Origin of the sequence: Ohtaekwangia kribbensis (assembly GCF_042676245.1) — a bacterium.
In the GTDB taxonomy this organism is placed as follows: domain Bacteria; phylum Bacteroidota; class Bacteroidia; order Cytophagales; family Cyclobacteriaceae; genus Ohtaekwangia; species Ohtaekwangia kribbensis.
Genome location: NZ_JBHTKA010000008.1, coordinates 944,841 through 967,788, shown reverse-complemented (window position 1 = coordinate 967,788; position 22,948 = coordinate 944,841). Strand labels below are relative to the sequence as shown.

Genomic DNA, 22,948 nt, shown 5'->3' with positions numbered 1-22,948 from the left:
CGACTGTCTGTTTAAATTCTTCGCTAAAAAGACGTCTGTTCGCTAATGTAATTCGCTTTGTCATAAGTTAACCTTTTGTGGTCAACCTATTTCAGGGACTGACAAAATGCAGAAACAGAAGCGTGTTGGCGTTGTTTGAGTGTCGGGATAATTTTGCACATTTACAGGATGTATTAATTTTTTCTGCGTGTATGTATAAGGCCATCGTAAATAAAAAATCGTTCGACATCACTTCTTCGGAAGATGGTTTTGTTGTTAATGGCAAACCTGTGGCATGGGATCTTGTAAAAGTTGACGATGGTTATTTTCACATTCTGCTCGAACAAAAAAGTTACCGCGCTGAACTTGTCAAGGCCGATCACGCCACTAAAACATTTACCCTTAAGATCAACGGAAAGATCTATACTGTTGCGCTGAAAGACCGGTTTGATCTGCTGCTCGAAAAGATGGGTATGAATAATACTTCGTCCGGCAAGATCAATTCATTGAAAGCTCCGATGCCGGGTCTCATCATCGATCTGAAAGTAAAAGCCGGAGATACCGTGAAGCAAAACGATCCGCTTCTTATTCTCGAAGCCATGAAGATGGAGAACATCATCAAGTCGCCAGGCGAAGGCGTAGTAAAGCTGGTGAAGATCAAGAAGGGCGACAGTGTTGAAAAAAATCAGGTGCTGATCGAGTTTTAAATTTCTGTCTTCAAATCCTTCTTTCGTTTTTAAAATCTTTTCTGCGCATAGGCCAACGGTGTTATTAACCTCAACACAAGGTTGATTGTGTCGAAAGTTCGTTTACAAATGTTGAATGAAGCGTAAGTCCGTGCACGGTGCAAGATGTATTATGCGCAAAATAAAGCTGTGTACTGCTCCGGGAATTTTACAAAGCCCTGTGCTTTGAATATATTGCGCCAATTTCGCTGCATAACCAATCCAACTTACGAATGAAGTACAAACGTATCCTCCTCAAACTCAGTGGAGAAGCATTACAAGGCTCGTCCAAGAGCACAAACATAGACCCGAATGTGCTGGAGCAGTATTGTGAAGAGATCAGAACCATTAAAGATCAGGGTGTAGAAATTGCGATCGTGATCGGGGGAGGAAACATCTTCAGAGGCGGCCAGGCAGAAGCACTCGGAATAGATCGTGTACAAGGCGATTACATGGGCATGCTTGCTACGGTTATCAATGCTATGGCATTGCAAAGTGCGCTTGAGCGACATGGTATGTTTACCCGCTTAATGGCAGGTATAAAAATGGAACAGGTGTGTGAACCATTCATCAGACGCAGAGCCATACGCCACCTTGAAAAAGGACGCATTGTAATTTTTGGTGCAGGTATTGGTAATCCTTACTTTACTACAGACTCTACAGCAAGCTTGCGTGCTATAGAAGTACAGGCAAGTGTTGTATTAAAGGGTACGCGCGTAGACGGTGTTTATACCAAAGACCCTGAAAAGTTTCCGGATGCTGTGCGGTATAACAAACTGTCGTTCCAGGAAGCGTATGAAAAAAATCTGAACATTATGGATATGACAGCCTTTACGCTTTGTAAAGAAAACAAGTTGCCGATCATCGTGTTCGATATGAACAAGAAAGGCAACCTGCTGAAAGTTGTTAACGGTGAAGAGGCCGGTACACTGATCAGCTAAAAAGTAAGACACAGAAATTTTTCTAACAGTATAAAAGAAGTCATACTTATTTATATTTTATTTCTATGGAAGAACTTGAATTATACCTGGAAGATGCACGCGACTCTATGACGAAAGCACTTAACCACGTAGGTCACGAACTCACCAAAATCCGTGCAGGAAAAGCAAATCCCACCATGCTGGATGGTCTGCTGGTAAGTTATTATGGAGCAATGACTCCGCTACAACAGGTTGCTTCTGTTACCACACCCGATGCCCGCACGCTCTTTGTTAAGCCTTGGGAAAAAGGTATGATACCTGAAATTGAAAAGGCAATCATCAATGGAAACCTTGGTCTTAATCCGCAGAACGATGGCCAGCAGGTAATCATAAATATACCGATGCTTACTGAAGAAAGACGGAAGCAACTGGTAAAACAGGTTGGCCAGGAATGCGAACATGGCAAAGTAAGCATCCGTAACATTCGCAAAGACACGAATGAACAACTTAAAAAAATCAAAGGTGTATCGGAAGATGATGTGAAGAATGCCGAAGAGAAAGTTCAGAAAATGACTGACGACTATATTACCAAAATTGATAGCCTGATGAAAAAGAAAGAAGGCGAGATCATGACGGTATAGTATATGAAACTCGATCTATACTATAAATAACAAAAAAGTCCTGGAGTTTTCCAGGACTTTTGTTTTTGGTATTGGCCTCCCGCAGGGCTTTGCTGTCACGTTTTTTGATTCCGCGAATATTGCTCAGTCTGCGGGAGATATATCTTTTAATGCATTATTATAATCGTTGCAGTACGTGCATACGATGTGCATCCAGTTTCAGCAGTATGAATAACAGAATGGTAAAACTCCAGAGCGATGAACCACCATAGCTAAAGAATGGCAGAGGTATACCAATTACCGGGAACAACCCGATGGTCATAGCTATATTGGTAGCAAAGTGAAAAAAGAATATACAGGCAACCGAATAGCCATATACCCTGGCAAAACGATTCTTCTGTCGCTCCGCCAGAAATACTACACGCAGCAACAGGCCCATAAACAATGCGATCATCAGTAAACTTCCGATCCAGCCCTGCTCTTCTCCTATCGTACAGAAGATAAAGTCAGTATACTGTTCTGGTACAAACTTCAGTTTTGTCTGTGTGCCTTTTAAAAATCCTTTACCAATTATACCACCACTACCAATCGCTACTTTTGATTGGTATACGTGATACCCGGCTCCTAGCTGATCGAGCTCCGGATTGATCAATACCATTACGCGTTTCTGATGGTGTTCTTCCAGCAGGTTACTGAAAATGAATTCAACACTGGTAATTGTAAACGCCAGCACCAATGCACCCGCAGTAATAATCGCAAGGCGTTTAATTTTCTTTCTGCGGTTCATATACATGGTAATGCCCCATGCAGCACCAATCATTCCGAACAATATCCAGTTGTTCTCTACTAACAATGTAAGTATAAATATGACAGCAACTCCCAATCCCACCAGCAACAAAAATGGCGACATACCTTCTCTGTAAAACACCAACAGGAAAACCATGAACACCATGGCCGTCCCATAGTCTTTTTGTAGCAGGATCAACATTATAGGCGCACCAATCAATGCGAAGAGTATAACCTGGTTACGAATGTTATCCATTCTGAAACCAATGGTACCTATAAACTTAGCCACTACGAGTGCTGTAGCAAACTTGGCAAACTCAGAAGGCTGCACGCCAAACGAACCAAAACCCAGCCATGCACGGTTACCGCCTACTTCTTTCCCTATAAAGGGCACCAACAACAACAGGAACAATACTACACCATAAATTATGTAAGCAAACGTTTCGTAAAAACGCATGTCTATAATAAGTATAGCGAGGATGAGTATCGATGATGTGATGATGAACATCATCTGGCGACCGGAGTTCAATGACAGGTCGAAGATCGATTGTGTTTCATCGTAGGTAGCGGAGTATATATTCAGCCAACCCCAGAGCACCATAGCTCCGTAGATCATCACCGTTACCCAATCAATCTTGTGTGATATAATTTCGTCTTTCCTCAATGCGCTTAACTGTTAAAGGGTGAGCGTTGTTTTTACAGGTATATATTTTAGTGAAGGAATTTACCCTTCAACACATATTCTTCGATGTTGGGGCGTTGCGTTCCGCCCAGCAGGTATTTCTCAATCATGAGACTGGCGATCGAAGCCGCGGCTCGTCCGCCCTGACCAGAATATTCAACGTATACTGATATTGCAATTTTAGGATTCTCTTTCGGTGCGAATGCTATAAATACCGAGTGATCAGGATTCGGTTCGTTCTGTACTGTTCCGGTTTTACCACATACCACTATATCTTTCAGCTTGGCGCGGTATTGTGCTGTACCAGCCTCCACCACACGCTCCATAGCATCGCGCGCTATTCTGAAGTTTGCAGAGTCGATTGTTGTATAATGTTTTTCCAGGTACTGTGGCAACGGCATGCCTGTGCTGCCAATAGATTTGATCAGGTGTGGTGTAAAGTAATATCCTTTGTTAGCAACGGTGGCGGCAAAGTTTGCCATTTGCAACGGCACCACCATGTTCTCGCCTTCACCAATCGCGATGGAGTATATATTTGAGAATTTCCAGGGGCGTCCTCCGTAAGCACGGTCGTAATATTCGGGACTTGGCACCAGACCACGCTTTTCATTCGGAAGATCTATACCTAATCTTTTTCCAAAACCGAAGCTCATAATGTGTTTGTCCCATTCGGCCAGACCTATACGTGTATCATCAAACGGATTGCCGCCTTTACCTTTATTCAGCATTCTGCGCAGCACGTTATGGAAATACGGGTTGCATGAGTTGGTAATGGCTCCACGAAGATCTTCGTTGGAGTGCGGGCCGTGACAGTTAATGATCGAGCGATCGCAACGTATGCGTGTCTCCGGAGTAATAACACCTTCCTGCAACGCTACCATCGCCTGTGCAATTTTAAATATAGACCCCGGGCGATACTGCGCCATCAATGGTCGGTTAAACAAAGGCTTGAGACTATCGTTGCTGATGAGTGCGAAGTTCTTGCTATAGTTTTTACCCGTGAGCAGATTCGGATCGTATGACGGGCCTGATACCATCGCCAGTATTTCTCCGGTTGAAGGTTCAATAGCAATGATACTTCCTGCTTTACCATTTAGAAGAAACGCTCCGTATTCCTGCAGCGTCAGATCGATGGTTGAGACAAGGTCCTGACCGGGTACAGAAAGTGTATCATATTTTCCACCTTCATAAGAGCCCTTGATAACACCATCTTTGTTTCGCATCAGGTGTTTTACTCCACGCTTGCCGCGTAAGTATTCCTCGTAGTAAGCTTCTATACCGCTTTGCCCGATGTAATCTCCCTGGCGGTAAAATCCACTTTTATCCTTCTCAAGTTTATTTTTTGATATTTCACTTACATAGCCAATGGCATTCGCAACCGCTTTACTGGCATACGCACGTGTTGTTCTGTCTTGTATAAAGAAGCCGGGAAATTCATCCATGTGGTCCTGCACTTTGGCAAGATCCTGTGTGGACAATTGGCGAAGGAAAGGGAAAGGCTGAAACTGGTTTGCCTTTCGGTTTCTGATCTCGGTTCTGAAATTGTTAAAGAGGTCGCGAAGTTCCTGCGGAGTTTTTTCGAATACCTGGCAAAAGCGGGTGCTATCGAAATGTTTTACCTCGTGCAGAATAACCATGAGGTCAAACTCCGGATTGTTATATACTATAAGTTTACCATTACGGTCTTTAATAATTCCGCGAATCGGGTATTGAGGCTCTTTACGGATGGCGTTTACACCGGCCATCTCTTTGTAGCTGTCTTCAACAATCTGTATGAAAAATAACTTTACCAGGAAGATAAAGCCTACCAGTAGAAAAACGAGCTGTAAAACTTCTTTCCGACCTTCATTCATAGTATATAATAAGGCAAAGTTAAGGTATAGTAAAAGTACACGTGACGCGAGTTTCTTCGATACATTACGTGTGCATAAATGTTTGAAGAGACTCTCTATCTATACTCTGAGTTTCTATTGGAAGAGAACGTCAGCATAAACCTATTAGCGTCTTCTGCTCGGAAACAAAAATTGAGCAATTAAAATTACCAGCATTGTAAAAAAAGTGCTGGTGATAATTTTCCACAGCGTAAACCAGAACATTCCGAAGCCGCCAGCTTCCATAAAAAATAAAACTGAATGGTGTAAAAATACAAGCGGCAACGAATAGATGATAAACCACTGGAACCCACCCAACGCAAGAGACGGTGTAGAATTACTGTCATATCCGCCCTGGGGCGTCATGGAGTTAAGCCAGAAGTTTCGCACATACATAATCAGCACACATGCAAAAGCATGTAACCCGATGCTTTCATAAAACATGTCTACGGCAAAACCCATCAGAAAGCCAATACCCATTAGCATAAGTGGGTTGGTTTCCACCGGCAACAACAACAGATATAGTATATAAAGAAAACAGAATGCAGTATGAAATAAAACTACGTTTTGCAGGATCAATACCTGGTAGAACAGGTAAATGAAAAACGCTATGACCTGATAAATCATCCCCCTGCTCATTTCTCCAATTCGTTAACAGCCTGCTCTAAAGAATCCAGTTCGTGCTTCAGCTCACTCTTAACAACGGTTACATACGAGAGCTTGCGGAAATCTTGCGACAATTTCACACTCAGATCGTACGAAAGTGCTTCGTTACCCAGCTTTACATCTGTAACCGTTCCGATCATGATGCCCTCCGGGAAGATGGCGTTGAAACCGGAAGTAACAACCGTATCGCCTACCATCGGATTTACGTGACGAGGTATATATTTCAATTTAACAAGTCCGGGATCGTGACCTTCCCATTGCACAGAGCCAAAATGACCGGTGCGTTTCAACACGGCAGACACCATCATATCGATGTGTAATAAAGATGTTACTACACCATAATGACTGGAAACCATTTTTACTTTACCCACAACACCTAACGGACTGATCACTGCCATGCCGGCAGTCACGCCTTCATCTTTACCTTTATTTATAGTGATAAAGTTTTTGAACTGATCTACGTGGTTGTTTACCACCTTGGCACTTACAAAGTCAAATCGCCTGGTGAGTGTTGTGTCGCGCAGGGCCAGCGTATCCATTTCCAGGCGCTGGTTGTCTTGTTCCACACGTCTGCGCAGCACAGCGTTCTCTTCTGCGAGCGTTGTGTTTACATCGCGCAGCAAAAAGTAATCGCGTATACTTTGCGAGAAGTTGTTCAGGGATGCTACTACCGTATTGGAAGAGTTAAAAAACTTGGCTCCCTGGTATGCGTTGTTTTCTACCACGAGCCAAAAGCAAAATACTTCCAGCACGATGAAGGTAAAGAAGGCCCTGTACTGATAGATGAAATAAAATAGACGCTCCATTAAACTCCAGTTAAGGTGCGTTTAGTCTCTGATAATATTCGTACCTCACCCATTCGCAACCGCCCAGGCTTAAGTCATTAACACAGCACGGAACTGTGCAATATTCTTTAATGCCTGACCTGTTCCGCGAACAACGGCACGAAGCGGATCATCGGCAACGTGAATCGGAAGTTTGGTTTTAAGGGCAAGACGTTTGTCCAATCCTCTCAGCAAGGCTCCACCGCCAGTCAGATATATACCGCGTTCGTATATATCAGCCGAAAGTTCAGGAGGAGAAGTTTCCAATGCTTTGAGTACAGCTTCTTCGAGTTTGGAAACAGATTTATCCAATGCGAAGGCAACTTCAGAATAAGATATCTTGATCGTCTTGGGTATACCGGTCATCAGATCTCGGCCGCGGATTTCATAATCGTCTGGTCCGTCATCAAGTTCCGTTAAGGCGGAACCCACTTCTATTTTAACCTTCTCGGCCGAGCGCTCACCAATCAACAGGTTGTGCTGGCGTCTCATATAGTCAAGGATATCACGGTTGAAAGTATCACCTGCTACGCGTATGGACTGGTCGCACACAATACCCGAAAGGGCTATCACGGCAATATCCGTTGTTCCACCACCTATATCAACAATCATGTTACCAATAGGCTGTTCGATATCTATACCTGTACCAATCGCAGCCGAGATTGGTTCATAGATCATATATACTTCTTTGGCACCGGCATGTTCAGCCGAATCGCGCACGGCACGTTTCTCAACTTCGGTTATACCAGACGGGATACAAATCACCATTCTGTAAGATGGTGGGAAGAGACGTTTACCGGTATCTACCATTTTGATAAGACCGCGCAGCATCATCTCGGCAGCCTGGAAGTCGGCAATTACACCTTCCTTCAGCGGGCGTATAGTCTTGATGTGATCGTGCGTTTTCTCATGCATCTGCATGGCTTCACGACCAATGGCAAGCACCTTGTTGTTTACTTTGTCGAGAGCGATGATAGAAGGCTCATCCACTACGATCTTATCTTTGTGAATGATAAGGGTGTTTGCTGTTCCCAGATCTATTGCAATGTCACTGGTGAAGAAATCAAAAAATGCCATGTATCTGTATTCCCTATGTTTAAAAATTGTGTCTTAGAACTAACCAAGATAGCGCCTGTAAAATTGCATTTAATTTACCAAATTAATGAGTATCAGTATAAAAATGTAATTTTTTTAGGAGCGCCTGAACATTCCAGTCGGTGAACGACAATGGTTCAAGGTTGCGGGCTCGCGGTTTCACGTCTAACGAATGGCTATACCTAAAACCTTGCGCCAACCCGGAGCTATATATCAATGTTTAAAGTGACGTGTACCGGTAAATACCATTGCCATACCGTGCCCGTCACAATAGTCGATTGAGTCCTGATCTTTTACCGAGCCTCCTGGTTGAATCACGGCATGGATACCGTGCTGATCCGCGATCTCCACACAATCCGGGAACGGGAAGAAAGCATCCGATGCCATCACAGCTCCTTTCAGGTTAAACCCGAAAGCACCTGCTTTTTCAATTGCCTGTTTCAACGCATCAACCCGTGAAGTCTGTCCTACTCCGCTCGCCAGCAACTGACCGTCTACTGCGAGTATAATGGTGTTTGATTTTGTGTGCTTGCAGATCTTGCTCGCAAAGAGTAAAGCATTTACCTCGGCTGTAGTAGGTGGTACCTTGGTGACTACTTTCAAATCGGCCTGTACGTCTGTCTTCAGATCGAGGTCTTGTTCAATGACACCGTTCAAAATGGTTTTGCTCTGTTTAGTCTCGGTGAGTTGTTTCTTCTGCAGCAGGATCATACGATTCTTCTTGCTTCGTAACAGCGCCAGAGCATCATCAGTATAGGCAGGGGCAATAAGTATTTCGAAGAACAGTTTGTTGATCTCTTCTGCTGCCGCTATATCTATGGTTTTATTGGTAGCGAGAACACCGCCAAACGCAGATATAGTATCTGCCTGGAATGCCTTGAGGTAAGCATCTTTCACCGAAGTGCCAGTAGCCACGCCACATGCGTTGGTGTGCTTGATGATAACGAAAGCCGTTTCACTTTCAAACTCTTTTACCAGGTTTACGGCTGCATCAACATCCACCAGGTTGTTATAGGAAAGTTCTTTACCGTTAAGTTGTTCAAACAGTCCGTCAAGGTCACCATAGTATGTTCCTTTCTGATGAGGATTTTCCCCGTAACGAAGTACACGTCCCTGCTGGTAACTTTTTTTATAGCTTGGTAGCTGGAATTCGTTGTTGAAGTAATTAAATATAGCCGAGTCGTAATGCGATGTAACATCAAACGCCATCGCGGCAAACTTCTTGCGATCGGCTAAATCAGAAGCACAGTTCTTCGCCTGTAACAACGCGAGCAGTTCGCTATACTGGTTGCGTGAAGCAACAATAAGCACATCGTTAAAATTCTTGGCTGCTCCACGAATGAGGGAGATGCCCCCTATATCTATCTTCTCAATAATGTCTTCTTCCGATCCGCCTTTAGCAACCGTTTCTTCGAACGGGTACAGGTCTACAATCACCAGGTCGATCGGGGCGATGTTAAACTCTTTAGCCTGCTTCAGGTCACCGGCATCTTCGCGTCTATAAAGTATACCTCCGAATATAGCGGGATGTAATGTTTTAACACGGCCTCCGAAAATAGAAGGGTATCCCGTAAGGTCTTCAACCGGTGTTACAGCATAGCCCAGCTTCTCAATAAATTCCTGCGTGCCTCCGGTCGATACAAATTCTACTCCCTGTTTGCCGAGCGCATGTACTATAGGCTCCAGGTTATCTTTATAAAAAACAGAGATAAGAGCTCGGGTAATTTTCTGGGTAGCCATGTTCAGGAATAGATTTAGTAATTTAAAATGAGGTGCAAAAGTAGTTTTTGATGCACGATTTAAGAAGGAGCCGTCCGAATTTTCTTCACGAAATCAAATGCCCGTAGGGTCTGCCGCGGGTTAAAAAGAAAAGGCCCTGCATTACCAGAGCCTCATCATGTATACTTAATCGCGAAGTGTAATCAGGATCAGAATTCTGATTCCTCGTACTCTTCAAACTCAATGGTAAAATCATCGGCATCAATATAGGCCGGAAAGCGATCGCGGAAAGCGTGCAGTGCATTCGCGCTTAGTTCCATAGTGCGCACGGCTTCTCCGCCTTCATTGGTATAAATCACTTCGCCTTTCGGACTGATAATCGAAGAGTGACCGTTATATTCTATACCGTGATCATCCTGCCCCACACGATTCACACCTACTACATAGCTCAGGTTTTCAATGGCACGTGCCTTCAGCAGGGTGTCCCACATCTCGATGCGTGTAACCGGCCAGTTGGCAACATAGATAGCCACATCGTACGATAACTTTTGATTGACCCGATCCCAACGATTACGGCTCCACACCGGGAAGCGCAGGTCGTAACAGATCAGCGGGCATATCTTCCAACCTCTCCAGGTACCAATGAGCAGACTCTCTCCGGCAGAGTAAGTCTTGTGCTCGTTCTCCATTCTGAAAAGGTGGCGCTTGTCGTATGTCTTGAAATTTCCTCCGGGCTCCATCCAGAGCAGGCGGTTGTAGTAACGGTCGTGTACACTTACAATATAGCTACCGAGTATAAGCGCTCCGGTCTGATCGGCCATTTGTCTCATCCACTTGAACGTGCGCATGTTCATAAGTTCCGCTTTTTTAGGAGCGGCCATGGTAAAACCGGTTGTAAACATTTCGGGGAGCACGATCACGTCCGTGGAACCGGGGATCTGCCAGATCTTCTCCTCGAACATCGCCAGATTAGCTTCGATGTCTTCCCAGTGCAAATCGGATTGGATCAGCGTAATTTTAAGGTCCTGCATGGCTTGTGGATTTCGCCTGCAAAGAAACGCAATGAACCGGAATTTGTCTAAGGAAACTTTTGCGAATGGACTGCAATGTTGCTATATCTTGCGCAGTATCTCGCCTGCTTTTGCCAGCGTTTCTTCTTTTTTGGCAAAACAAAAGCGCAGCAAATGATTATCGGTTTTGTCATTGTAGAAAACAGAAACCGGAATGGCAGCCACCTTGAAATTCTTTGTCAGGTCTTCGGCCATCGCCACATCACTCTTTTTAGAAATATTTTTATACGACACTACCTGAAAGTACGAGCCACTGCACGGCAACGGTTCGAACGATGAACCTTCGATCTGCTTCAAAAAGAAATCGCGCTTCTGCTGGTAAAATTTTCCGAGCGACTGGTAATGTTCCGGAGTGCGCATATACTCCGCCAGTGCAAGCTGTACCGGTGTGTTTACACTGAACACAATGAACTGGTGTGTCTTCCGAACTTCTTTGGTGAGATATTCAGGTGCTACTACATAACCTGCTTTCCACCCGGTAGCATGAAATGTCTTCCCGAATGAAAACACGGCAAGACTCCGTGAGGCCAGTGCCGGGTAACGCAGTACACTTTGGTGCGTGAGTCCATCGAATATGAGGCGTTCGTATACCTCATCGCTTAACACGAGCAGGTTGTGCTCGAGTACAATCTTTTCCAGTTCCAGCAAGTCACGTTCATGCAACACAGAGCCGCACGGGTTATGCGGAGTGTTGATCATGACCATGCGGGTGCGCGGAGTAATTTTAGCACGCACAGCATCCCAATCAATAGAGAAATCAGGAGGATATACATTGATGTGAACCGGTATCCCTCCGTTGAGGCGTATGGCAGGACTATAGGAATCGTAAGACGGATCGAACAAAATTACTTCATCGCTTGCGCTGATAAAGGCCGCGATGATCGAAAATATACCTTCGGTAGCTCCGGCTGTAATGGTAATTTCGGTTTCCGCATCGATCTTCCGGCCATAGGTTGCTTCTACCACCTGCGCTATGATGGTGCGCAAGGCAGGTGTGCCGGGCATCGGTGCATACTGGTTGTTTCCTTCCAGCATATACCGGCTTACCAGCTGGATAATTTTTTCGTCAATGCTAAAGTCAGGGAAGCCCTGTGAAAGATTAATGGCACCGTTGTCCAGCGCCATCTTCGACATGACTGAAAATATAGAAGTACCTACATCGGGCAAGCGCGAAGGAATGTTCATATATACACCGGACTTACAGCGTGAACATTACTTTTTAAGCGGAGCAATGATTCTATACTCGGTATCGACTTTGCCTTTGGATATATCAGCGAGTTTACCTTTCAGCAAACGCTTCTTCAAAGCCGGCAGATAGTCTACAAAAAGTTTTCCTTCAATATGGTCGTACTCGTGCTGGATGATACGTGCCTTCATGCCATCGTATTCTTCTTCGTGCAGGTTCCAGTTCTCATCGTAGTAACGGATCTTCAGTCGTTCTTTACGCGAAACGTTTTCACGGATGTTGGGTATACTCAGGCAGCCTTCTTCAAACTCCCACGGAGTGCCTACTTCTTCCAGTATCTCCGGGTTAACAAAAGCCTTCTTAAAATTTTCCATGCCTTCTTCATCTTCCAGCACAGTACCATCTACTACAAACAGGCGGATGCTCTTGCCAATCTGCGGAGCTGCCAGGCCTATACCACTGGCCCCGTGCATGGTTTCAAACATGTCATCGATCAACATCTTCAGATCTGTGCCCTGTTCAATATCTTTTGCGCGTTGGCGAAGCACCGGGTCGCCATACATTACTATCGGATAAATCATGGGGGCAAAGTTAATCGTTATCCGTTAAAAAGTTATTCGTTAACGGGTGTCGGTTAACAGGAAAAAAATAAAAAGCCGGGTAGAAAAAGAAGGTTATGACTCAGAGTATGGTTTCCGTTACAACCCGTGGACTCTTTTTTGCCGGAGGTTCGATCGTGTCTTCCGCTGACGGGTCTTCCTCTCCAGGCGATGGCTTAACGCTCTTTAACCGGTACACGGTGTAAAAAGAAATCAACGAAAGTCCTATCCACAAGGCATCGACTATAAAAATATCGAAGTGCCGGTGCGTCATCGTATACCAGATCCAGTTTCCGGTTGAAACACCATTCACCACCGGTATGACCATGCCGAGTATAGCACCCGACAACAATGTATACTTGTTGATATAGAAGTTGCTCTGCTTCCACGAAAGGAAAATGGACAGTAGTAACCAGCTTCCAAAATATACACTGTACAGAATGGGTTGACGCGATGTGCCAAGATCGGCCGGAAGAAAACGGACTACTATAAATGCCAATGCTGTAACCGGGTACATTGCCAGGCAGATGGCCAGGTATATATTGCTCACTTTGTTATTGAATCGCTTCTTCTTTTCCGGAACGTTCTTTTTGTTCCGCGCTTCCAGCCATATCAGAATGCCGGAGATGATAACGAAGCAAGAAAGGAGTCCTAACAAAAAGCTCGCGACCTTCAGGCCATAGCCACCATAGTCTGCAAAGTGCAGTCGGTATAGTATATTCTTTACACCATCCAGGTAGGTGGTCGGCTCGTATGGATCTTTCTGATGAACAATTTCACCGGTGGATGCCCTGTACGTTACCTCGCCTGTGCCGGTAAACCTGGTGGCGCGCTCCAGCTCCCCGGAAACAATAACATGCATGGCTTTATCGCCATAGTGCATGATGTGTACTTCCGTGACATGAAAGTTATTCCACTTGTGTTCAACTTCCGCCACCATGGCATTGACTGTAACGGGCGCATTCAGTTTCTGATGTTCGAATGTGAAAGACGGATGCGCGTAGCCCAAGTCTTCATATATCTTTTCGCGATCGCCATCATACAGAAAAAGTACATCGGGTATAACCAGAAATATATTGATCATGAAGAATGCGCCGGTAATAGCATATACCACCTGGAATGGCAAACCGATCGTTCCCAATGCTGTGTGAGCATCTGTCCATATTGTTTTGAGTTTTGCAAAAGGACGGAAGAGGTAAAAGTTGGAGATGATCTTCTTCCAGTGAATTAATATACCGGTAAGTACAATAAAGAACAGGAACAACGCTGTAAAGCCCGACAGATAATAACCAACCGGGTACGGTATCTGTGCAAAGAAGTGCAGGCGGTATAAAAATTCTCCAAGGGTGTAAGACGATATATAGTCGTGTGACTGAAATGTTTTTGTATCCATGTATAAGAAAGCGCCTGCTTCCTTGTTGGTAGTATCGATGGAGGCGGATACGTTTATTCGCACTCTCCGCTCATCGTATCCTTTGTGGATGGATACTTCGCGTCCGTAAAGAGTATATTTCTTCGCGATTGTATCGAGTGCTGCATCAACGTTAATATCAATTGCTCCTTTGGACGCTACTGTCTCATTTCGTTCCCAGTTCACAATCTCATCGCGGAAGAACGAAAACGATCCGGCAAAGAAGATCACGAACAGCAACACACTCAGTACAATGCCGCTTACGGTATGGAGATCGAAAAATATATTGTATGGTCTCTTTTCCATCAATGCATAAAATTAGGGTTGTACATTTTACCCATCCAGGCTATAGCACCAAAAAGCAGTGTAAGTGCTATATAAAGTAACCACACGCGCCAACCGCTTCTGGCTAAAAAGGCAAGCACCATCAAGGCAACCCAGAGTATAAATCCGGAGAAAGTAGAGGTGATGAGCACATTGACATGATTGAACCACGCGGCAAACGCGACATGTACCGCTGCTGAAACTAGATAGCCTCCCAATATACCGGCTGAGATTTTACCGGCCCGTTGCCATGGCGATGCCGTGAGATGTTTAGGATTTGCCGGCATATCAGTGTTTGTGCGAGATTAATGGAGAAAGAATAATGATCAAACACCCCACTGCCATCAACAGTATAAATCCCGTAAGGATGCCTGCTCCTATACCCTGCTCTGCTACGAGCAATGCGAATGATATAAGCAGGAAAAGTATGCCAATAACTTTTGAGATGTTCCGGTTATGCTGCAACCATACACTGACACGATCTTTCTGCAACACCGCCTTTTCGGATGTGTTGTAGAGTGCGTAGAATCCTGCTATCAAAACCAGGGTTGAGGCCACTAGTATATACATACTCGTATCGAAATAAATAAACTATATCTGTCAGAACTTATAGGCCATGCTGATCACAAAGTTGCGCGGCTTCTGCGGATTAACCGACCAATAGCCGATGTAGTATTCTTCGTCCAGCACATTATTTACATTCACGGCAATGCGGAATTTTTCGGGACTATAAAATACACTTGCATTGAGTACGATATAGCTCGGCAAATCGAACACACCGGTTATACTGTTGTCGATCACGCGGTATTCGCTGGCATAGTTCCCACCGAAACCAAAGCCTGCATTTTGCAAACTGCCGCTACTTACTTTATAAGTAGCCCACAGGTTAACCTGATCTTGCGGCCCCTGTCCACCAGGTGCCCTTCCAGCCTCGCTATAGAAGTCGGTGCCGAAGCCGGCCATGTTCTTTGTCTCATTGTGGCTATAGCCCGCGATTACGCTAAGCCCGGTAAAAAGATTAGCCGTTACATCCAATTCGAAACCTTTGCTCTCTACTTTACCACCCTGCACATAGTTATAGAAGTTGCCAGCATCGCCAATCACTTTGTTCTTTATGCGTATGTCGTAGTATGATACCGTTGCAAACAACCTGTCTTTAAGCAGGTTTGTTTTTACACCTGCTTCCCATTGGTTAGCCTGCTCCGGATCAAAATTTTTTAATCGTGGGTTGCTGCCGTCTTCATCGGCTACAGTCATCGGAGCTACATTGTTAAAGGAGTTCTGGTAATTCGCGAATACAGATACCCTATCAAGTATAGGCTGGTATACCAGGCCAAACTTGGGCGATAATGCAAACTGATCATAGTCTTCCGCTTCCGAATCGTAGTAATCGGCACGAACACCTGCCATTAAAGTAATAGCTGGTGTAATGTTGAGCACGTTGGAAATATAGGCTCCATACGTTTTGTTCTGCAGTTTGCTGTTGTTAACCGATGTTGTTGCCAGCAACGCATCAATATAGGGTCTTGATATAGAATCTGAACCAAGTTGTTCACCCGTATAAGGACTAATGCCCTGCGGGGTAACGGTGCGAGCGTAAACATATCCGAGGCCGTTGTTCACAGCTTCCTGTTCAAAGTAATCGAGGCCTACCAACAGGCGATTACGCATGCTGCCGATAGTAAAATCGCCATTAAAGTTTTGTTGTATATCGGTAGTGGTACGAGTTTCTTTTGTGTATGTAAAAGACTGACTGAAGTTGTTATCGCCTTCAGCATCGGCCCATATATAGGTATAATATCCATCGGACTTAGCAGAGCCTCTCGATAAAACGGTTTGTGAACTCCACTGGTCTGATAATTTATATACCATTTGCGCCTGCAGGTTGGTGCGTGGGTTTCTGATCGAAAGATCATTGTTGGTGAATGATAGCTCCGGGTTAAGACTTAGCTCATCAATTGTTTTAAACGTAAGCGGCTCTTCACGATTGGAGTGAAAGAATACGGGCGCTACTGCGCGCTCTTCCTGCAGTATTTCTGTTACTACCAAAAACTTCAGGCGATCGTTTACTTCATACGCAAGCGTTGGTGCCAGGAAGAATGACTTCTTGAAACCGGCATTCTGAAAACTTCCTTCTGAATGATATGCTGCATTTATTCGCAGTGCTACTTTATTCTGCTGACTGAGCGGAGCATTTATATCTGCGGTAACACGATTCAATCCAAAGCTTCCAACATTGTAACCAATCTCGCCACCCGAAGTAAAGTACGGTTTCTTGGTAATGGTATTGATAACGCCACCATAGCTGGTATAGGATGTTGCATTGGCTCCGAACAATGTTGCTGACGGGCCTTTCATTACCTGTATCTCTTCTACATTTGCCGGATCAAGATTACCATTGGTTATACCAGGCAAACCATTTACCAGCGCGGGTTGTCCTTCCAATCCTCTCAAGGCAAAGTATGATGCACCATCGCCATCGCGTCCGGTTGATTCCCAGGTGCGAAATACTCCGGGTATATTTCGAAAGGCATCATCGTAACTGGTAACGGCTTGTTGCTTTAGTATTTCAGATGATACGCTGTTATATACCTGCGGGTTCTCCATTTTACGCAGCGGCATCTTCGCTACATAATTATCTTCTTTGTTGAGGACCGCACGGCCCGAAATGATAACTTCTTCTAATTGTTGTGAACTTTCTTTCAGTATAAAATCTATCGTTGTTACTTCGTCTGCTTTTACTTCGACAGACCGTTGTGTGTTTTCAAGTCCGATGAAAGAAGCAACCAATATATAGTTTCCGGGTGCTACATTTCTGATCTCGAATTTTCCGTTCTTATCCGCTATATCTCCTTTGGCAGTTCCTTCTATAGCGATGTTTACAAATTCTGCAGGATTACCATCGGATGTCTTTACCACACCGCGTATAGATCCTGACTGGCTCCATACCAGCAGCGGGCTTGTGAGAAATACTAAAATCAAAAACAGGTAGATATATTTCATATCGTGTTCGTTGTAGCTTATGTGCAGGTTGTTATAGAGAAAAGGAACTCTGCCCCCAACCAGAACACGGTGGGTAAGCAGAGCCCTGGTTTCCTTATTCAGGTCATATACTCACTCCATTGGTCCATTGGTGGGTGAGCCTCCTTGTCATATACAGTATTCGATCTTCTTTAACCTGACAAGGAGCCTCCCCATAAATTGGTTGCCCTGTTTATTCTACTCATGCAGAACGATTCAAATATGGCATAGCCACAGCAAAACCTTGATAATTTATTTAGAGTATTTCTAAATAGAAATGAAAAATACCCTCTACAGGTGATTCAGTTATAACCAGGTTAAGGTATAAATGAATATTTCAGAATTAGCTAATAGGGTGGTGATAGAATGGGAGAGCGGGGCAACGCTTACAAACAACGGCATGGCTACCGGACGGCATCGAGGAAAGACTGCAGTATAATGGTAGCACTGATCTTGTCTACATTACCTTTTTCCTGGCGATCTTTCTTTTTCATACCACCGTCAATCATGGCGCGCATCGCTATACTGCTGGTGAAACGTTCGTCTGCGAGATGAACGGGTTTATCCGGGAAAGTCTTTTTGAGTTCTTCTACAAATTTTCGAACCAACGGTGCTATGGCAGAGTCTTCGTTCTTGAGCGTTTTGGGCATGCCCACAACAAACTCGTCAACAGTTTCCTTTTGCAAATAGGCTTTTAAAAAGTTGAGCAGCTCCGGTGTTGCAACAGTATCAAGAGGCGTGGCAATAATGCGCAAGGCATCTGTTACTGCAATGCCGGTTCGCTTGGTGCCATAATCAATTGCCAGGACTCTTCCCATACAGCTATACTATAGATATACTTTAGCGGATCAGTTGAATTTTACTTTATCGAGAAAAGCCTTCTTTACTTTGGCTTCCAGCGCCATCGCCTTGGGGAAAAGAATTTCATTTTCGATACGTGCGTGTGTAATCAGGCTTGATTCAAATGCCTTCAATTCATTATACAGCACTTTTATATGCAGTGGCGTTTCTGCTGTAATCAGATAGTCTTTTGTAATTCTGCGGATGCCTTCCATTTCATCGTCATGCGTTTCATGATCTACTGAAAATTTCTGCACCGAATTTTTCTCGAGCAGGAAATATAGTTTGGTAGGAGTATATTTTCCTTTGGAGGCACGCTCAAGCATTTGAATGAAGCGGAAGAATGTATCTTCTTCTTCATAGATATGCTGAATGAAGTCTTCCACAAAAAGCGGGAACACCAGTTTCAGATCGCGCTCTACACCAATGTAATCTTCATGGTTCGCGCGAAAACTCTCTACGAGTCTTGCTATATAGGGAAGCTTATGTTTTACAAACAGAAAATGCGAATGCTTAAGATACTCGATGATCAGATCGATTGGGTAAGAGACCAGCGGCAAATCTGCTTCCCGCAAATGCGTAGGCGATTCCAATTCGCGCACCACTTGCTCTACGCGTAAACCACGTTGCTTGCAAACCTGATCGAGTGTTAACTCAGAATATTCGTAAAAGCTTATACCAAAATAAAACAACACGTAAGCGTGCACGTAGTTTCTGTCTACGAGTTCTGAAATACGAATATCTTTTAGTGCCGCCTTACTCATGGTTCTGGTAAAGATAAGCTAAAAAAACACCACAGTCAGCTAACCGGCCCCGAAGAAAATCGAAGTCTAGTCCAGGTGGTAGGAATACACGGTGCCTCACTCTACAAATCGCCCTCAACGGGCAGAAATGCCACTTTTTTTGTTACGGAACATGTTCTTCACCGAGGGAATATTTCCGGCCAACATTTATTTTCGGAGTTCGTTAATAGATTATTTATTATTGTCTTATGAGTGAGAATAGAAATTCCAAATATCAGATAAGCCTGCCTATTGTATTGTGTCTGGGGCTGGCAGCCGGTGTTTTTGTGGGATCGAGTTTCAGCAGCCGGAAAAGTACGGCCGAAGTAGGCTCTGATGTGCAAAAGCTGCGAGAGGTTTTAACGAAAGTGCATGACGAATATGTAGACACCGTAAACACACGCAACCTGGTGGATGAAGCCATCACCGAAATGCTTCACAAACTGGATCCGCACTCATCGTATATACCAGCCCAGGATCGCATTGCTGCCAACGAAGACCTGCGCGGAAATTTTGATGGCATTGGTGTAGAGTTCAATATTTTTCAGGACACCATTGTTGTGGTAACACCTTTGAGTGGTGGCCCTTCGGAAGCATTGGGTGTTCAATCTGGCGATAAAATCATTCGTGTTGATGATAAAAATTTAGCCGGTATAGGTGTAACCTCTGCCGATGTTATGAAAGCATTGAAAGGACCGAAAGGCACCGAAGTAAAAGTAACGATACTGCGCAGAGGCAAAGAGATAGACTATAAAATTGTTCGTGATAAAATTCCGCAGTACTCAGTAGATGTATCATACATGGTTGATAACCAGATCGGATATATAAAAGTAAACCGCTTCGCTGCTACAACATACGATGAGTTTCACCAGGCTTTGGCCAAACTGAAAGAGCAGGGCATGAAGAAACTTATACTTGACTTGCAGGGCAACCCCGGTGGTTATATGAATATAGCAATTGATATGGCTGACGATTTTCTGAAAGCCGGTAAAAAGATTGTTTTCACAAAGGGTAAAGACAGAAAGAATAACTCGGAAGCATTCTCAACGGATCGCGGTTCGTTCGAGCAAGGTGATTTGATTGTGTTGGTAAACGAAGGCAGTGCATCTGCTTCTGAAATTGTTTCGGGTGCTTTACAGGATAACGACCGCGCGTTGATTGTTGGTCGCAGAAGTTTTGGTAAAGGACTTGTACAATCGCCATTCGATCTGAGTGATGGTTCAGAGTTACGCTTAACGGTAAGTCGCTACTATACTCCAAGTGGACGCTCTATTCAGAAACCTTACCAGGACGGTGATGAGTATGCACTCGACATTATAAGCCGCTACAATCACGGTGAGTTCTTCCATGCGGACAGTATCAAGTTTAACGACTCACTCAAGTATATAACACCGAACGGAAGAACTGTATACGGTGGTGGTGGTATTATGCCTGATTACTTTGTGCCGCTGGACACTTCGCTGAACAGCCACTATCTGAACGAACTATATACTTCCACTTCCATTCAGGAGTATACATTTGATTATGCCGAACGACACAAGGAAGAACTTGAGAAGAAAGGATACGAAGACTACCTGAAGAACTTTAAAGTTACCGACAAGATGATAAGCGAACTCATTAAAGTTGGTGAACGCAATAAAGTAAAACCTAATACCAAAGAACTGAAGGAGAAGAAAGAGTTATTCCAGGTGCACATCAAAGCTCAGATTGCACGCAAGCTCTGGGGCAACGATGGGTTTTACCCGGTGTTTAACGAAACGAACGAGGTATTCAAGCAAGCTGTTAAATTGTTTGATCGCATACCCGAACTCGATCGAAGAAAAATGTAACAAGTATGTATAGATATACCCTGTCGCTCTGTAGTGGCAGGGTATTTTTTTATTAGGAGAGTGTCCAATGTTTTTAAATTCAAACCGCTGGTGCTTATCTCCCAGATAACCTATATTTTTATAGTCTTGTAATTGTTCATCATTTACATTTTCAAAAGCCCACTACTTTACACTGTATATGAAAATCGGATTGATTCGCGAAGGAAAGATTCCTACTGATAAACGAGTTCCGTTTACTCCCCTGCAGGCAGAAGAGATCCAACTGCGTTTTCCGGATATCAAAATGCTTTGCCAGGAGAGTGATATTCGTTGCTTCAATGACGATGAATACAGAACGCATGGTATTGACGTAAAGAAAGATGTAAGTGAGTGCGATATACTGATGGGTATAAAGGAAGTTCCGATAGATTTACTCCTCGAAGGGAAAACCTATTTCTTCTTTTCGCACACGATAAAAAAGCAGGCCTATAATCGCAAGCTGTTGCAGGCTGTATTGAAAAAGAAAATTAAACTTGTCGATTACGAAGTACTAACCGATCGTCAGGGCAATCGTCTTGTTGCTTTCGGAAGATATGCGGGTATTGTTGGGGCCTATAATGGTTTGTGGGCCTATGGCAAACGCTTCAATCTCTTCTCACTTCGAAGAGCTCATGAATGTTTCGATGTAAACGATTTGAAACTGGAACTGCGAAAAGTAAAATTACCTGCTGTTAAAATTATCTTAACCGGAGCGGGACGCGTGGGTAAAGGATCGATGGAGACATTGGACAGCGCAGGTATACGAAAAGTAAATCCACATGATTTTCTGACGCGCAGTTTTTCTGAGCCTGTATATGTTCAGTTAAGCAGTGCCGACTATCACACGCACAAAGAGGGACGCATCTTTAACCGCGAAGAATTTCATAAATACCCGGAGCGGTATACTTCAAACTTTCATGAGTTTACCAAGGTAGCGAATATACTCATGGCCGGTGCATACTGGAACCCGAAAGCTCCTGTATTATTTACCCGCGAAGATATGCTTTCACCAGATTTTCGTATACAGGTTATAGCTGATATTACCTGCGATATAGATGGCTCTATACCCAGCACCAAGCGCGCCACAACAATAGCTGATCCTTTGTATGATTACGATCCGGCAACAGATTCTGTTCAGCCTGTACTTAGCAATGAAAAATTTGTAACGGTAATGGCGGTTGATAATCTGCCGTGTGAGTTACCACGAAGCGCATCAGAGGAATTCGGACATGATTTGATCAACAAAGTTTTGCCTTTGCTCAACAACATCGATCACGATGACATTATCAAACGGGCAACCATTGCTGAAGACGGACACCTTACTGCTAACTACGAATACCTAAGCGACTACGTGTCGGGCTCTTAAGTATATTTACTTTTGATATATAGCGGTCTCGATAAAGCCCACATAAAAATGCTTCTCTTCAACTTTTTGCATACCGTCTTCTGCGAGCAATAATGACCAGGGCGGAAGTGTAGTGGCTTCAATTTTACTTATGCGCTTGAAGAACCAGTACATCAGTTGAAGCAGCAATCGCTGCCAAAGCTTTCCTCCATCTACAAAATCAGTCACGATCCAGCGACCGTCATGCTTCATACGATCCTTTAGTTGATGAAGGATTGATACCAGTTTATGAGGTGGAAAGAGATCGAGAAAGAAATTAGTAATGATAACATCATACGATCCTTCCGATGGCATCTCGGATTGAAATAAAAATTTTACACGAGGCTGATCATCTGCATCAACACGTGCCTGTGCTTTTTGCAACATCTTTTGAGATGCTTCCAGGTATACTATCGAGCACGTTCTGTTCACCTCGAATATCGCATCAATGATCCACCCGGTGCCTCCTCCTACAATTAAGATATGCGAACCCTCCGGTATATATTTTAAAAAATGATTCTGAGCTGCAACAATACTCTTGCCGTACACCATGCGCGAAAGCGAGTCGTATACCGGTGCTATACTATCAAAGCTCAT

General features: G+C 44.1%; 21 protein-coding genes. 5 read left to right on the top strand and 16 right to left on the bottom strand.

Going from position 1 to position 22,948, the window contains the following annotated elements; genetic code table 11:
* Nucleotides 1-191: 191 nt before the first annotated feature.
* From ACFQ21_RS25165 to frr, 3 genes are all read left to right on the top strand, one after another.
* Nucleotides 192-686 carry an acetyl-CoA carboxylase biotin carboxyl carrier protein subunit gene (locus ACFQ21_RS25165; protein WP_377584037.1) on the top strand — a complete coding sequence of 165 codons (495 nt, stop codon included), beginning with the start codon at nucleotides 192-194 and terminating at the stop codon, nucleotides 684-686.
* A gap of 251 nt (nucleotides 687-937) precedes the next feature.
* Complete coding sequence (gene pyrH / locus ACFQ21_RS25160) at nucleotides 938-1,645, top strand: UMP kinase (RefSeq protein WP_377584034.1); 708 nt, start codon at nucleotides 938-940, stop codon at nucleotides 1,643-1,645.
* Nucleotides 1,646-1,710: 65 nt separating this feature from the next.
* Nucleotides 1,711-2,265, top strand: coding sequence for a ribosome recycling factor (gene frr / locus ACFQ21_RS25155; protein WP_377584031.1), 555 nt, complete (start codon nucleotides 1,711-1,713; stop codon nucleotides 2,263-2,265).
* 157 nt (nucleotides 2,266-2,422) lie between these two features.
* Here frr and rodA read toward each other — a convergent pair whose 3' ends face one another.
* The 15 genes from rodA to ACFQ21_RS25080 all read right to left on the bottom strand — a co-directional run bounded on the left by rodA (nucleotide 2,423) and on the right by ACFQ21_RS25080 (nucleotide 19,102).
* Nucleotides 2,423-3,694, bottom strand: a complete 1,272-nt coding sequence (rodA, locus tag ACFQ21_RS25150; protein ID WP_377584029.1) for a rod shape-determining protein RodA — start codon at nucleotides 3,692-3,694, stop codon at nucleotides 2,423-2,425.
* Between the two features lie 47 nt (nucleotides 3,695-3,741).
* On the bottom strand, nucleotides 3,742-5,565 hold the full coding sequence (mrdA, locus tag ACFQ21_RS25145) for a penicillin-binding protein 2 (RefSeq protein ID WP_377584027.1): 1,824 nt from the start codon (nucleotides 5,563-5,565) through the stop codon (nucleotides 3,742-3,744).
* 144 nt (nucleotides 5,566-5,709) lie between these two features.
* Complete coding sequence (locus ACFQ21_RS25140) at nucleotides 5,710-6,069, bottom strand: Rod shape-determining protein MreD (protein WP_377584024.1); 360 nt, start codon at nucleotides 6,067-6,069, stop codon at nucleotides 5,710-5,712.
* Between the two features lie 149 nt (nucleotides 6,070-6,218).
* Entirely contained in the window at nucleotides 6,219-7,055 is an 837-nt protein-coding gene (mreC, locus tag ACFQ21_RS25135) for a rod shape-determining protein MreC (RefSeq protein ID WP_377584021.1), read from the bottom strand.
* A gap of 69 nt (nucleotides 7,056-7,124) precedes the next feature.
* Nucleotides 7,125-8,150, bottom strand: a complete 1,026-nt coding sequence (locus tag ACFQ21_RS25130; RefSeq protein ID WP_377584018.1) for a rod shape-determining protein — start codon at nucleotides 8,148-8,150, stop codon at nucleotides 7,125-7,127.
* 231 nt (nucleotides 8,151-8,381) lie between these two features.
* On the bottom strand, nucleotides 8,382-9,908 hold the full coding sequence (gene purH / locus ACFQ21_RS25125) for a bifunctional phosphoribosylaminoimidazolecarboxamide formyltransferase/IMP cyclohydrolase (RefSeq protein ID WP_377584016.1): 1,527 nt from the start codon (nucleotides 9,906-9,908) through the stop codon (nucleotides 8,382-8,384).
* Nucleotides 9,909-10,096: 188 nt separating this feature from the next.
* Entirely contained in the window at nucleotides 10,097-10,918 is an 822-nt protein-coding gene (locus ACFQ21_RS25120) for an amidohydrolase (RefSeq protein WP_377584013.1), read from the bottom strand.
* Between the two features lie 81 nt (nucleotides 10,919-10,999).
* Nucleotides 11,000-12,142, bottom strand: a complete 1,143-nt coding sequence (locus ACFQ21_RS25115; protein ID WP_377584011.1) for a methionine aminotransferase — start codon at nucleotides 12,140-12,142, stop codon at nucleotides 11,000-11,002.
* A gap of 27 nt (nucleotides 12,143-12,169) precedes the next feature.
* Nucleotides 12,170-12,724 carry a peptide deformylase gene (gene def, locus ACFQ21_RS25110; protein WP_377584008.1) on the bottom strand — a complete coding sequence of 185 codons (555 nt, stop codon included), beginning with the start codon at nucleotides 12,722-12,724 and terminating at the stop codon, nucleotides 12,170-12,172.
* Between the two features lie 100 nt (nucleotides 12,725-12,824).
* Nucleotides 12,825-14,459 carry a PepSY-associated TM helix domain-containing protein gene (locus tag ACFQ21_RS25105; protein ID WP_377584005.1) on the bottom strand — a complete coding sequence of 545 codons (1,635 nt, stop codon included), beginning with the start codon at nucleotides 14,457-14,459 and terminating at the stop codon, nucleotides 12,825-12,827.
* Complete coding sequence (locus tag ACFQ21_RS25100) at nucleotides 14,459-14,764, bottom strand: hypothetical protein (protein WP_377584002.1); 306 nt, start codon at nucleotides 14,762-14,764, stop codon at nucleotides 14,459-14,461. The genes ACFQ21_RS25105 and ACFQ21_RS25100 overlap by 1 nt, the downstream gene beginning before the upstream one ends.
* A 1-nt stretch (nucleotide 14,765) precedes the next feature.
* Nucleotides 14,766-15,047, bottom strand: coding sequence for a hypothetical protein (locus ACFQ21_RS25095; RefSeq protein WP_377583999.1), 282 nt, complete (start codon nucleotides 15,045-15,047; stop codon nucleotides 14,766-14,768).
* Nucleotides 15,048-15,077: 30 nt separating this feature from the next.
* Nucleotides 15,078-17,480: a TonB-dependent siderophore receptor gene (locus tag ACFQ21_RS25090; protein WP_377583997.1), complete on the bottom strand. Its 2,403-nt coding sequence runs from the start codon at nucleotides 17,478-17,480 to the stop codon at nucleotides 15,078-15,080.
* Nucleotides 17,481-17,902: 422 nt separating this feature from the next.
* A complete protein-coding gene (gene ruvX / locus ACFQ21_RS25085; RefSeq protein WP_377583994.1) occupies nucleotides 17,903-18,316 on the bottom strand; it encodes a Holliday junction resolvase RuvX in 414 nt (137 codons plus the stop codon).
* Between the two features lie 30 nt (nucleotides 18,317-18,346).
* The gene (locus ACFQ21_RS25080) at nucleotides 18,347-19,102 is read right to left on the bottom strand and encodes an iron-sulfur cluster repair di-iron protein (RefSeq protein WP_377583991.1); all 756 of its coding nucleotides are present in this window, start codon (nucleotides 19,100-19,102) and stop codon (nucleotides 18,347-18,349) included.
* Nucleotides 19,103-19,329: 227 nt separating this feature from the next.
* On the opposite strand from ACFQ21_RS25080, the gene ACFQ21_RS25075 reads away from it, so the two are divergent.
* Both ACFQ21_RS25075 and ACFQ21_RS25070 read left to right on the top strand, forming a co-directional pair.
* Nucleotides 19,330-20,949 carry a S41 family peptidase gene (locus tag ACFQ21_RS25075; RefSeq protein ID WP_377583988.1) on the top strand — a complete coding sequence of 540 codons (1,620 nt, stop codon included), beginning with the start codon at nucleotides 19,330-19,332 and terminating at the stop codon, nucleotides 20,947-20,949.
* Between the two features lie 178 nt (nucleotides 20,950-21,127).
* Nucleotides 21,128-22,333 (top strand): NAD(P)-dependent oxidoreductase, encoded by a 1,206-nt coding sequence (locus tag ACFQ21_RS25070; protein WP_377583985.1) that lies wholly within the window; start codon nucleotides 21,128-21,130, stop codon nucleotides 22,331-22,333.
* Nucleotides 22,334-22,339: 6 nt separating this feature from the next.
* Here the strand turns inward: ACFQ21_RS25070 and ACFQ21_RS25065 are convergent, their stop codons facing one another.
* Nucleotides 22,340-22,948, bottom strand: a complete 609-nt coding sequence (locus tag ACFQ21_RS25065; RefSeq protein ID WP_377583982.1) for a class I SAM-dependent methyltransferase — start codon at nucleotides 22,946-22,948, stop codon at nucleotides 22,340-22,342.